At 34.9% G+C, this 13,028-nt stretch carries 11 protein-coding genes; 7 read left to right on the top strand and 4 right to left on the bottom strand.

Annotated features, from left to right (window positions below):
• Window position 1 precedes the first annotated feature (1 nt).
• On the bottom strand, window positions 2-2,239 hold the full coding sequence (locus tag FLY87_RS03910; protein ID WP_181405977.1) for a trehalose-6-phosphate synthase: 2,238 nt from the start codon (window positions 2,237-2,239) through the stop codon (window positions 2-4).
• A 53-nt stretch (window positions 2,240-2,292) separates the two neighbouring features.
• Here FLY87_RS03910 and FLY87_RS03905 point away from each other — a divergent pair, with 53 nt between their 5' ends.
• From FLY87_RS03905 to FLY87_RS03890, 4 genes are all read left to right on the top strand, one after another.
• Window positions 2,293-3,501 carry a cation:proton antiporter gene (locus tag FLY87_RS03905; protein ID WP_141266334.1) on the top strand — a complete coding sequence of 403 codons (1,209 nt, stop codon included), beginning with the start codon at window positions 2,293-2,295 and terminating at the stop codon, window positions 3,499-3,501.
• Entirely contained in the window at window positions 3,494-5,404 is a 1,911-nt protein-coding gene (glgB, locus tag FLY87_RS03900; protein ID WP_141266333.1) for a 1,4-alpha-glucan branching protein GlgB, read from the top strand. The genes FLY87_RS03905 and glgB overlap by 8 nt, the downstream gene beginning before the upstream one ends.
• 158 nt (window positions 5,405-5,562) lie before the next feature.
• Entirely contained in the window at window positions 5,563-6,375 is an 813-nt protein-coding gene (locus FLY87_RS03895; RefSeq protein ID WP_028842146.1) for a class I SAM-dependent methyltransferase, read from the top strand.
• Between the two features lie 171 nt (window positions 6,376-6,546).
• Window positions 6,547-7,749 carry a cation:proton antiporter gene (locus FLY87_RS03890; protein WP_141266332.1) on the top strand — a complete coding sequence of 401 codons (1,203 nt, stop codon included), beginning with the start codon at window positions 6,547-6,549 and terminating at the stop codon, window positions 7,747-7,749.
• Here FLY87_RS03890 and FLY87_RS03885 read toward each other — a convergent pair.
• Window positions 7,739-9,091 (bottom strand): TrpB-like pyridoxal phosphate-dependent enzyme, encoded by a 1,353-nt coding sequence (locus tag FLY87_RS03885; protein WP_012545858.1) that lies wholly within the window; start codon window positions 9,089-9,091, stop codon window positions 7,739-7,741. The two genes, FLY87_RS03890 and FLY87_RS03885, sit on opposite strands and share 11 nt — an antisense overlap.
• A gap of 105 nt (window positions 9,092-9,196) precedes the next feature.
• Here FLY87_RS03885 and FLY87_RS03880 point away from each other — a divergent pair, with 105 nt between their 5' ends.
• The 3 genes from FLY87_RS03880 to FLY87_RS03870 are packed head-to-tail and all read left to right on the top strand — an operon-like array spanning window position 9,197 to window position 10,601.
• Window positions 9,197-9,613 (top strand): DUF3842 family protein, encoded by a 417-nt coding sequence (locus FLY87_RS03880; RefSeq protein ID WP_012545623.1) that lies wholly within the window; start codon window positions 9,197-9,199, stop codon window positions 9,611-9,613.
• Complete coding sequence (locus FLY87_RS03875; protein ID WP_028842148.1) at window positions 9,606-9,797, top strand: CooT family nickel-binding protein; 192 nt, start codon at window positions 9,606-9,608, stop codon at window positions 9,795-9,797. The genes FLY87_RS03880 and FLY87_RS03875 overlap by 8 nt, the downstream gene beginning before the upstream one ends.
• A 21-nt stretch (window positions 9,798-9,818) precedes the next feature.
• A complete protein-coding gene (locus tag FLY87_RS03870) occupies window positions 9,819-10,601 on the top strand; it encodes a lipoate--protein ligase family protein (RefSeq protein ID WP_012546854.1) in 783 nt (260 codons plus the stop codon).
• Between the two features lie 840 nt (window positions 10,602-11,441).
• Here the strand turns inward: FLY87_RS03870 and FLY87_RS03860 are convergent.
• Window positions 11,442-12,251: an LpxI family protein gene (locus tag FLY87_RS03860; protein WP_012546653.1), complete on the bottom strand. Its 810-nt coding sequence runs from the start codon at window positions 12,249-12,251 to the stop codon at window positions 11,442-11,444.
• Entirely contained in the window at window positions 12,242-13,018 is a 777-nt protein-coding gene (gene lpxA, locus FLY87_RS03855; protein ID WP_012546244.1) for an acyl-ACP--UDP-N-acetylglucosamine O-acyltransferase, read from the bottom strand. The genes FLY87_RS03860 and lpxA overlap by 10 nt, the downstream gene beginning before the upstream one ends.
• Between the last annotated feature and the right edge of the window lie 10 nt (window positions 13,019-13,028).

Genomic DNA, 13,028 nt, shown 5'->3' with positions numbered 1-13,028 from the left:
TTCAGAGCCTTACCAGTGAAGCTATAAGATCCCTTGTCCAGCGATATATATTTCTTTCCTGAATAAAGCTCCTCATTTTACGCATTCTTTCCGTTTTTTCTTCTTCATCCATTGTTAAAGCTTCATATATTGCATCTGCTATGCTTTCAATATCATAGGGATTTATTATTACAGCATCTTTAAGCTCACGGGATGCACCTGCAAATTGACTTAAAATAAGAACCCCCTTTTCATCATCTCTTGAGGCAATAAACTCTTTTGCTACAAGGTTCATTCCATCATGAAGAGAGGTTACCATACAGAGGTCTGCTATTTTATAAAAAGGTATAATTTTTGAATGAGAATGGTATCCTTTTAGAAATATTATGGGTTTGTAGTTGTTGCTCTGAAATTTCCAGTTAATCCTGTCTGCAACTTCTTCAACAGCATCCATAATTTCTCTGTATTGCTTTATATGAGTTCTACTTGGAGAACCGAACTGTATAAAGCTAAATTTGCCTATAAATTGGGGATATTTTTCCAGAAATCTCTCAATTCCAAGAAATCTTTCAAGAATTCCTTTTGTATAATCAATTCTGTCAACTCCTACTCCAATGTATTCTGTTTTTATTCCGAGTTCTTTAAGAAGTTTTAGTTTAAGCTCTGACTTATTTTCAATAGGATATGAAAAATCCTCAACACTGACACTTATTGGAAAAGGCTTTACAGTTGTAATCTTTCCTCCTCTTTCTATTGAGAAATGTTCCCAATCTATTTTTGATTCAAGGAATCTGTCAACTGTGTCAAGAAAGTTATTACAGTAGAACTGAATATGAAAGCCTATCAGGTCAGCACCAAGCATACCTATAAGAATCTCTCTTGCCCAAGGACAGATGCCGAATACTTCAGGATTGGGCCATGGGATATGCCAGAAAAGAGCTATTTTTGCATCGGGTCTTTTTTGCTTTATTAAAAGGGGCACAAGGGCAAGGTGATAATCTTGAACAAGAACAAGAGGTGAGTCTTCATATTTTATTTCATCAAGAAGGGCATTGGCAAATTTTTCATTAACTTTCTGATACTCAATCCAGTCATCCTTTCTAAAAACAGGTCTAACATATGTTATGTGACAGAGAGGCCAGAGTCCTTCATTGGAAAATCCATAGTAGTATTTCTTTTCTTCTTCTTTTGTAAGCCAGACCCTTTTTAATGTGTAGGATGGCTTTTCAGGTGGCACTCTTATTTTGTCTTCTGTGTCAACCATCTCTTTGTCCGCATCACCTGCTCCATGGGCAATCCATACTCCGTCACAGGCTTTCATTACAGGGTCAAGGGCTGTAACAAGTCCTCCTGCAGGAACAACACACTTTATGTTTTCGCCATCTCTTATATGCATATAGGGTTCTCTGTTTGAGAGAAGAAATAGCTTTTTATCTCCCAGTTCCATTTCTATAAACTCTTTGAGCCTCTCAGCAGTCCACATAGAGTCTGTAACTGCTTTAAATCTTTCTTCCTCTTCAGCTTTTGCCTTAATCATTGATAGTGTTTTTATTAGATTTGTAACTTCATTTACTAAGGGAGCAAGAACATCTCCCTTAAGAGGCACATCAGAAGGAGGATTTTTAATTTTTCCTGTTCTTAATTCCTTAAGCCATTCAGCCATACGAGCTACCGGACCTGTAAGGTTCCATTTAATTACAAGAAGAGAGATTGCCACAATTGAGATAGTCAAAGCCAGCAGACGAAGCATATTCTGTTTCCACATCTCTTTCAGTCTTATATCAATGTAAGAAGCATCCTGAAATAGTGCTAAAGCGCCAATAAGAGGTTTTTCTTCATAGGAATCTGAAATTATTGGAACTACGTATATATAAAATTTTTCTTTTTCAATCTTTATAAAATTAGATTTGGGTTTTTTTTCAGCAAGAACATTAACAACCTCAACAGGAGTTTTTGAAATATGTGATTTGATAAAAGAGTCTGAAGAAATAATATTTCCTGATGAATCAAAAACAGCAACTCCTTTTAATCTCTCCCGATTACCAAATTTTTCTACAAGACGATTTAATCGGTCTATCTGTGCTGTTTCAATCAGAGTTCCAACAGACTCTCTAAGACTCTCCGCAAGAATGATGCTTCTTCTTTCAATGTCTGCCTGAAGCTGCTTTTTTTCATCATTTATTTGAATCAAAGAGAAAATTACTACAACAAGGGTAATGCCAATAAAAAGAGACAAAATAAGTCTGAAGGTTAATTTCATTAAAAAATTATAACATTTTAGGTGCATTTGCTTAAAATGTTATAATTTTTCATATGGATTTGCATCTTATTTTTCTCTATCTTGCTATTTTACTCTTTTTTGCAAGACTTACAGGCGACATCTTTGCAAAATTTGGAATTCCATCTGTTCTTGGAGAGATATTCGTAGGAGTATTGCTCGGACAAAGTGTCCTTGGAATAATACCTCTCAGCGATGTAATGAGACTTCTTGCAGAACTAGGGATAATACTTCTTCTTTTTCATATTGGACTTGAAGCTGATTTAAAACAACTGAAAGAAGTCGGTTTTTCTGCTGCAGCCGTTGCAATAACAGGTGCATTAGCTCCTATGGTTGCTGGATTTCTTGTCTCCTACTATGTTTTTAATTTCCCGGTAATAACCTCTCTTTTCATAGGGGGAACTCTTACTGCCACAAGCATTGGTATTACTGTAAGAGTGCTTGAAGATCTTGGAAAAATGAGAGAGCGATTTGCTCAAATTGTTCTTGGTGCAGCAGTGCTTGATGATATATTTGGCGTTGTCGTTCTTGCTGCGCTTTTTGAGTTTTCAAAAACTCAGGAAATCAATGTTAATGCTACATTGCTTCTAATACTCTATATTGGAACTTTCTTTTTGTTTGCTCCTATAATAGGTAAATTTTTTGCTTATTTTATAAGTACTCTTTCAAAACGTCTAAATACCCTTGATTTTGTTCCTCCTGTTGTTGTTGCCATAATTCTGCTGTTTGCCTTTGCTGCCCATGAGATAGGGTCTCCTGAAATACTCGGTGCTTTCACAGCTGGGATAGCTTTTTCAAGAAGGTTTACAATTCCTTTTGCAGCAGCCTTTCAGGCAGACAGACAGATTATTCATAAAATTGAAGAATCCTTGAATCCATTAATATGGCTTTTTACTCCCATATTTTTTGTTTATGTGGGACTACAGCTTAATCTGAAAGCAATAGATTTCTCTTCCTTGAATTTCTGGCTTTTAAGTGCTGTTTTGTTCCTGGTTGCTCTTACAACGAAATTATTGGCTGGTTTATTTATCAAAGGAACAAAGAAGGAAAAATTAAGCGTAGGATTTTCTATGCTTCCAAGAGGTGAAGTGGGTCTCATTTTTGCCGAATTTGGTAGAATAAGCGGAGTTTATGATAGCACTCTTTATGCAGTTATTATATTTGTGGTTGCCCTTACTACTCTGCTTTCTCCTATTGTGTTGAAAACTCTTTTAAAAGAGGAAGGAGGAGACAGCTATGGTTAGGCATGATGTAAGTCTTTTTACTGATTTTGATATTTATCTTTTTAAAGAGGGGAATCATTTCAATGCCTATGATAAGCTTGGTGCTCATATCATAGAAGTTGATGGTCAGAGGGGAACTTACTTTGCCGTATGGGCACCAAATGCAGAGCAGGTTTATGTTATAGGTGATTTTAATAGATGGAAACTCTCACATCCTCTTGGGATAAGATGGGATGGCTCTGGCATATGGGAAGGTTTTATCCCAGGTGTTGAGAAAGGAACAAAGTACAAATACTACATAATTTCAAAATATGGTTATCATTTAGAAAAAGGTGATCCCTATGCTTTCCTTTGGGAGACACCACCTAAGACAGCATCAATAGTCTGGGATCTTGAGTATCAGTGGAATGATGAAGAGTGGATGAAAAACAGAGCTAAAAGAAACTCTCTTTATTCACCCATATCAATATATGAAGTTCATCTTGGCTCGTGGAGGAGAGTTCCTGAAGAAGGAAACAGACCTCTTTCATACAGAGAACTTGCTTATTGGTTGCCTGAATATGTAAAAGAGATGGGATTCACTCATGTGGAATTCCTTCCAGTTATGGAGCATCCTTTTTATGGTTCCTGGGGATATCAGGTAACAGGATATTTTGCACCTACAAGCAGATACGGAACACCTCAGGATTTTATGTATTTGATTGACAGGCTTCATCAAAATGGCATTGGTGTAATTCTTGACTGGGTACCCTCTCATTTTCCTGATGATGGACATGGACTCAGCTTCTTTGATGGAACATATCTTTATGAGCATCAGGATCCAAAAAAAGGATATCATCCTCACTGGCATAGTTATATTTTCAATCACGGAAGAAATGAGATTAGAAATTTTCTTATAAGTTCTGCTGTCTTCTGGCTGGATAAATATCATATTGATGGATTAAGAGTTGATGCTGTTGCTTCAATGCTTTATCTTGACTACGGAAGAGCAGAAGGAGAATGGATTCCAAATAAATACGGAGGTAAGGAGAATTTAGAAGCAATAGAATTTATAAAAAGACTTAATGAAACAGTGTATGAAAAATATCCTGATACACAAACTATTGCTGAAGAGTCTACTGCATGGCCTCTTGTTACGCATCCTACATATATTGGCGGACTTGGATTTGGTATGAAGTGGAATATGGGCTGGATGCATGATACACTTTATTATTTCTCAAAAGATCCTATATACAGAAAATATCATCATGGAGAGCTTACTTTTAGTATCTGGTATGCCTTTTCTGAAAACTTTGTGCTACCACTTTCCCATGATGAGGTTGTTTATGGAAAAAGTTCTCTTTTGAATAAAATGCCAGGAGATCAATGGCAAAAGTTTGCAAATCTGAGACTTCTTTTTGGTTATATGTATGCTCATCCCGGGAAAAAACTTCTTTTCATGGGAGGAGAGTTCGGGCAATGGGATGAATGGTATCATGAGGGAAGTTTACACTGGCATCTTCTTGATTATCCAGAACATCAGGGCATTCAAAAATTGGTAAGGGATTTAAATAATCTTTATAAAACTGAGCCAGCTCTTCATGAACTTGATTTTTCACCAGCAGGTTTTGAATGGATTGATTGTAGTGATGCAGACCAGAGTGTTGTAAGCTTTCTAAGAAAAGCAAAAGATCCGAAAAATGTTATTATAGTTGTGTGTAATTTTACTCCTGTTCCGAGATTTAATTACAGAATTGGAGTTCCCTTTAAAGGTTACTGGAGAGAGATTTTAAATAGTGATTCCTGGATTTATGGAGGAACTAATCATGGAAACACTGGAGGAGTTGAGGCAGACCAGATACCTTGTCATGGAAGACCTTATTCTTTGTGTCTGACCCTTCCTCCATTGGGAATTCTGTTTCTTAAATGTCAGGGCATAGTGTAATCAAGAAACTTTTAATTCCCTTTAGGTTTCCTCCTTTGGACATTCCGAGTGTCCTCAATGGGTAAGAGGAATCTCTCTTTGATGCAATAGAAAAAAGGAGGAGATTCCTCGGCTGCTTCCGCAGCCTCGGAATGGCAAAAAGAAGTAAGAGGTGATATATGAAAATAGATAGAGATTATATTCACGGATATACTGACAAAGAAACTATTCGTCTTGAAAATCAGGCTAATTGTTTGAATGATCTTCTTCACTATGATTCTGTTTTTCCAGAGAATTCGCTAATTCTTGAAGCTGGATGTGGCGTAGGTGCACAAACTAAGATTGTTGCTTCAAAAAATCCGAATTCAAAATTCATATCCATTGATATTTCTGAAGATTCATTAAATAAAGCAAGAGCATTAATTCAATCACTTAATATTGATAATGTTGAGTTTCAAGTCGGAGATATTTTTGATTTACAATTTCCAGATGAGTATTTTGATCACATTTTTATTTGTTTTGTTTTAGAACATCTTGCAACTCCCATTGAGGCTTTAAAGTCATTAAAAAGAGTATTAAAAAAGGGCGGAAGCATTACTATAATTGAAGGAGATCATGGTTCTGCCTATTTTTATCCTTATAGTCATTACGCGCAGTTAGCAATAAATGCTCAGATAACATTACAACTAAACATTGGAGGTAATGCTTTAATTGGGAGACAACTTTATCCTCTTTTGACAGAATCTGGTTACAAAAATTGTAAAGTGTCTCCAAGAATGGTTTATGTTGATTCAAGTAAACCAAAATTTGTTGAAGGCTTCATAAAAAACACTTTTATAGCTATGATTGAAGGAATCAGAGAAAAAGCTATAAATAGCTTAATTATTGATGAAGATTCTTTTGATAAAGGAGTTCAAGATTTATATAGAACAACCCAAGCAGATGGAACATTTTGCTATACGTTTTTTAAAGGCACTGGATATAATATTTGACACTACTGAGAAATTTTGATTTGAGTCTGTTTGGGTTATAATAGAATATAAAACAAAACTACCACGTAGAGATTTTGGGGATTATTCTGAGATAGAACAAAAAGCGGAAGCACTTTCAAGTGAAGATTCTAAGGAAATGGATTCAATGAAAAATAAAAAAGATATTTAATCATGGAAATTCATCTTATTTTCCTTTATCTTGCCATCTTGCTCTTTTTTGCAAGGCTAACAGGAGACATTTTTGCTAAATTTGGAATTCCTTCAGTAATTGGTGAAATATTTGTAGGAATCATGCTTGGGCAGAGTGTTTTAGGTATTATTCCTCTAAGTGACGTAATGAAGCTTCTTGCTGAACTTGGGATAATACTTCTTCTTTTTCATATAGGACTTGAAGCAGACCTTAAACAACTAAAAGAAGTGGGTTTCTCTGCCGCTACTGTGGCGATAACAGGGGCACTTGCTCCTATGGTTATTGGTTTTCTTGTATCTTACTATGTTTTTAATTTTCCCACTATCACTTCTTTGTTTATTGGTGGAACTCTCACTGCCACAAGCATTGGCATTACTGTAAGGGTTCTTGAAGATCTGGACAAGATGAAAGAACGTTTTGCTCAAGTTGTGCTTGGTGCAGCAGTGCTTGATGATATATTTGGAGTTGTGGTGCTTGCTGCATTATATGAATTTTCAAAAACTCAGGAAATAAATGTAAATGCAACCATTCTTTTGGTGTTTTATATCGGAACATTCTTTCTCTTTGCACCAATTATCGGCAAGATTTTTGCCTATTTTGTAAGCAGTCTTGCAAAAAGACTTAATACTCTTGATTTTGTTCCACCTGTGGTTGTGGCAATAATTCTGATTTTTGCTTTTGCTGCCCATGAGATAGGCTCGCCTGAGATACTTGGTGCTTTCACTGCAGGAATTGCCTTTTCAAGAAGATTTACCATTCCCTTTGCAGCAGCCTTTCAAGCAGATAAAGCAATAATTCATAAGATTGAAGAGTCTTTGAAGCCACTTATCTGGCTTTTTACTCCTATATTTTTTGTCTACGTGGGACTACAACTTAATCTAAAGGCAATAGATTTCACTTCAGGATATTTCTGGTGGTTAAGTGCTGTTTTGTTCATAATTGCCCTTGTAACAAAGTTAGTTGCGGGATTATTTGTAAAAGGAACGATGAAAGAAAAATTAAGTGTAGGTTTTTCCATGCTTCCAAGAGGTGAAGTGGGACTCATCTTCGCAGAATTTGGAAGATTAAGCGGCATTTATGATCATACCCTTTATGCTGTTATTATTTTTGTAGTTGCTCTTACAACTTTACTTGCTCCGATTGTGCTTAAAAGCTTGTGGAAAAAGGAACAAACTACAACTTAATCTCTGGCAATTGAGATAGAGATTCTTTTATTTTTTCATCAGGATATTCAAAATCAGTAAGCTTACCAGATAAATATGCTTCATAAGAGGGCAGGTCAAGAAAGCCTATGCCACTTAAATTAAAGAGTATTACTTTTCTTTTGCCCTCTTCTTTTGCTTTCAGAGCTTCATCTATTGCAACTTTTATGGCATGAGCACTTTCAGGTGCAGGAATTATTCCTTCGCTTCTTGCAAAAAGTATAGCAGATTCAAAAACAGCAGTTTGTCCTACTGCTACTGCTTCAATTAATCCATCATGGCAGAGTTGACTCACAAGAGGTGAGTCTCCATGATATCTCAATCCTCCTGCATGAATTCCCGGAGGTACAAAGTCATGCCCAAGTGTATACATCATAAGAAAAGGCGTAAGTCCAGCTGTGTCACCATAGTCATATCTGAACTCTCCCTTTGTAAGTGTTGGACAGCTTGAGGGTTCAACTGCTATAACTCTTACTTCCTTTCCATGAATTTTATCATAAAGAAATGGGAAACTGACTCCGCCAAGATTGCTTCCTCCTCCACAGCAACCGATTACAATATCAGGATAATCTCCTGCAATTTCAAGTTGTTTTTTGCATTCAAGCCCAATAATTGTCTGATGAAGTAAAACATGATTTAGCACCGAACCAAGTGCGTAATTTGTATCTTTATGGGTTGCTGCATCTTCAACCGCCTCAGATATTGCTATACCAAGTGTTCCAGGGTGGTCTGGATTTTCTCTGAGAATTCTTCTGCCTGATTCAGTTTTATCAGAAGGAGATGGATAAACCTTTCCTCCCCATGTTTCCATCATTATTCTTCTGTAAGGCTTCTGGTCATAACTAACTCTTACCATATAAACTGTTATCTCTATCCCCATCAATGCTCCTGCCAAGGAAAGTGCTGAACCCCATTGTCCTGCACCTGTTTCTGTAGCAATTCTTTTTATTCCTTCAATCTTGTTGTAATAAGCCTGAGGTATAGAGGTATTTGTTTTATGGCTTCCTGCAGGACCAAGTCCTTCATGTTTGAAATAAATCTTTGCAGGAGTCTGAAGAGCTTTTTCAAGTCCAATAGCTCTGTAAAGAGGTGTTGGTCTAAAGCTTGCGTAAATATTTAAAACTTCTTCAGGAATGTTTATCCATCTTTGAGTGCTTATTTCTTGTTCAATAAGAGATATGGGAAATATTACTTTTAAATCATCTGCAGATATAGGCTTTTTAGTTTGAGGATTAAGGGGTGGTGGCGGTAACTTAGGCATATCAGCCTGTATATTATACCATTGCATTGGTAAATCTTTTTCTGAAAGTAAAATTCTTCTCATTCTGCCCTCCTGTTAAGATTAATTTTTAATTATGAAAGCAATCCCCAAATTTTTGCAACACTTACAGTTTGACATTTATTTATCAAAGTTTGTAGTATTTACAATATGCTTAAAATTGCAGTAATTGATGGACAGGGTGGAGGAATTGGTAGTTACATTATTAAATCTCTCAGAGAAGCATTTGGAGATAAAATAGAAATTCTGGCACTTGGAACAAATGCTGCAGCCACAGCAAATATGATGAAATGTAAGGCAAATAAAGGAGCTTCTGGAGAAAATGCAATTATCTGGAATGTTAAGAAAGTTGATCTCATACTGGGGCCATTAAGTATTCTTGTGTCAAATGGAATGATGGGAGAGTTGACTTCAAAAATGGCTGAGGCAATAGGAAGCAGTCCAGCAAGAAAAATTCTGTTACCAATTAATCAGGAAGGGATTGATATTATAGGTTTTATTAAAGAGCCTCTTCCACATCTTGTGGAAAAATTAATCCTTCATATAAAGGAGGAATTCAATGTGTGAAGCAAATGCATATGTAATTAAAAATGGTGAGGAGGAGATTTATTTAGAATCTGTGGATATATTAAAACCTGAAGGAAACCAAATATATCTTAGAAACATATTTGGAGAACAGAAGGTTTTTAAAGGTAAAATTAAAGAAATGTCACTGCTAAATCATAAAATTATTCTTGAAGAAGAGCGGTAGTATATAAAATTCAACATAATCATGCTCATTCGTTTTATTGAGTTCCAGAAGTTTGATCCATATTTAAATATGGCAATTGACGAATCTATTAGTTTTTTTGTGCGACAGAGTAGAGTTTTACCAACTTTCAGGCTATATGGATGGAATAAAAAAGCGATAACTATCGGAGAGTTTCAGAAAATTGAAGAAATCAATCAGGATTTTTGCCTTAATCATGAAATTCCAATTGTAAGAAGACCAACAGGAGGCAAAGGTATTCTGCACTATGATGACTTCACATACAGTTTTTGTTGTAAAAAAGAAGGAAAGTTTCGTGGTAATCTTTTTAAAACTTATGAAATTATAAGTCGTATATTTTTAAAGGCATTTAGTTTAGTAGGAATCTCTGCTGAAATAAGAAAAGAAAAGAAAAGCTATAACAAAAGTTCTCTCTGTTTTGCTCGCTCATCATTTGGAGAAATTTCTTTTCAAAATATAAAAATTATCGGCTCTGCCCAGAAAAGATGGGTTGATGGTTTTTTACAGCAGGGGACAATTCCTGTGACAGTAGATAGAGATTTATTAAGAAGAGTTTTTTTATGTAACCCTGATGAAGCTGATAGAGTTTTTGGTATAAAAGAATTATTTAAGGATTTTGATATTGAAATTTTTCAGGAACAGATTAAGAAAGCTCTGAAGGAGGAGGGTTTTGAGATTGTTGTTGAGCCTCTTCAAGAGGAAGAGTTTGTTCTGGCTCAGTCCTTGCAACAGAAGCATCAAGTCTTATGTAGTAGGATAGAAATGCAGCAAATACAACCATACTGATATAAACATGGGCAAATTGAGTAATAAATTGATAGGCTGCTACCAGTATAGTTCCTATATGAGGAATTATTGCCAGCAGAGAACCAAATGAGAGAATTAACCCACCTGTTAAGATATATATTACAAATAACAGTGCTGCTCTTCCAATAGATTGAGGATACAAAATTATTAATTTTCTGGTTTCTCTTATTGTTTCTCCTACAGTTAAATTTTTTATAAAAATTCCGAAAAATCCAAATAGTGTATATGTTATCCATAGAATAAATGCGATAATACCTGTAAGAAGTATGCTTAAATAAATAAATACATTGAAAAATACTGATAAGGTATGGCTATAGTGGTTCAAAAAATTTACTATTTTAGAGCTTATTTCACTTATAAATCCAAAAATAAACGTTAAGCAAATGAAAATAAGAACTGAAAACAGTGCAAAAAAACCAGTTTTCCAGAAGAATCTTTTGCCATATTTATGGAAACTCTTTAAATTAAAAACCTTTCCTTCCTGTAAATATTGACACATTACACCTATTGTGCCTGAAAAGATATATATCCAAAGACTGACGATGAGAATAACATAAATAACAAGACTGATAATGAAAATAATAGCAAATATTAAAAACTTTTTCATGATATTTATAGAAGACAATAATATTTCAATAAAACTGCCTTTTAGTATATCTGTCAGGTCAATTCCAAATATTACAAAAAGGATTCCAAGTGGAATGCTCAGGATAAAAAATAGTCCAAAAAAACTAATGAATAAAAATGAAAAATGTATAAATAATAACTGATAGTTTTTATGAACTGTTTTTAAACCATCATTTATGCACGTAAAAAAGTTCAAGGTTGTTTGACACCTACTACAATTATATTAATTTCATTAGCTTTTTCAATAAGCTTATCTCGTTCTATTAAAAAAGTTTTGCCTGCTTCAAGTGCTAAAATTTTAGCATTGGCTTTTCCCATAATTACTATTGTATCTACTCCAGCAGCAGGAGGGTCAAGCCTTAAATCCTGCTGAGGTTTGCTGACTTTTACTACAATGGAGTTTTTTACAAATCTTCCAGCTCTTAAAATTGTTTCATCTGTTCCTTCTATTGCTTCCACAGCAATTACTGACCTTTCTTTTACCACCACTGTCTGTCCTATATCAAGTTCTCCGATTTTTTTTGCAATTTTAAAACCATATTCAATATCTTTCCATTCCTCTTTTGTAGGTTTTTTTCTTGTAAGAACTCCTTCAGGAGTTATAAGTTCAGGACAAAATTCAGATATTTCTGCTATTTTTATTCCCTCTGTTAATAATTCTTTTTCAACAAGTTTAAGAAGTTCATTGTCTCCTCTAATTTTAGCTGAAAAAAGCATCTTTAATGCTCTCATGTCAGGCTTGATTGTTTTTCTTTCAAAAATAAGTTTTTTAGGTACCTTGCCTGTTAAAATCACCTCTTTAACATTATTATTTTTTAAAAAATCTATAATCTGTCCTGCTTTGCCAATATTTATTGATTCAAATACATCGCTATGATTTGATAGTGCATCATCGGCAAGTCCTTCTAATGCAACAGTTATGACTTTATAACCTCTTTTTTTGAGTTCATTTGTAACTATAAGAGGGAGACAACCTCCTCCTGCAATTACTCCTATCTGCATATTCCTCTTTTATTTGCTTCTATGAATTCTAATAGGTGTATAATTTCAGGAATCTGAGGAAGTTCTTTTTTGACTTTATCAATTGCTTCTTTTAACTGAAGTTTATCTCTGAATAAAATTTTATAAGCTTTTTTTAATATATTAATAGTTTCATCACTAAATCCTCTTCTTTTAAGTCCTACAGAGTTTAATCCATAAAGCTTGGCTCTTGGTCCAGAAGCCATGGTAAATGGAGGCACATCCTGTCCAACTCCACTAAAACCTCCTATCATAGCATAAGCACCTATTCTTGTAAACTGATGGATAGCTACTAATCCACCAATAAATGCAAAATCTTCAACCTGAACATGACCTGCCAGAGTTGCAAGATTTGCCATAATCACAGAGTTTCCTATTTTACAGTCATGTGCAATATGCACATAAGCCATTATAAAGTTACTATCTCCAATTACTGTCCAGCCATCTCCTGCAACTGATGCTCTATGAATTGTTACATATTCTCTGATTGTGTTGTTATTACCAATTTTAACTCCTGTTGGTTCTCCTTTATATTTAATATCTTGTGGGGGAAATCCAATTGTTGTAAATGGGAATATAGTGCAGTTCTGCCCTATTTCTGTTATACCTTCAATCTGCACATGATTTATAAGGCGTGTGCCTCTGCCTATCTTAACATTGTCTCCAATTATGCAGTAAGGTCCTATAACTACTTCTTTATCTATTTCTGCTTTTGGGCTAATAATTGCAGTTTTATGTATCTCATTCATTAACTTTTTA

Origin of the sequence: Thermodesulfovibrio sp. Kuro-1 (genome assembly GCF_006538445.1) — a bacterium.
Lineage (GTDB): Bacteria > Nitrospirota > Thermodesulfovibrionia > Thermodesulfovibrionales > Thermodesulfovibrionaceae > Thermodesulfovibrio > Thermodesulfovibrio yellowstonii.
The sequence above is the reverse complement of the archived record's forward strand: the minus strand, read 5'-3'. Positions and strand labels throughout refer to the sequence as shown.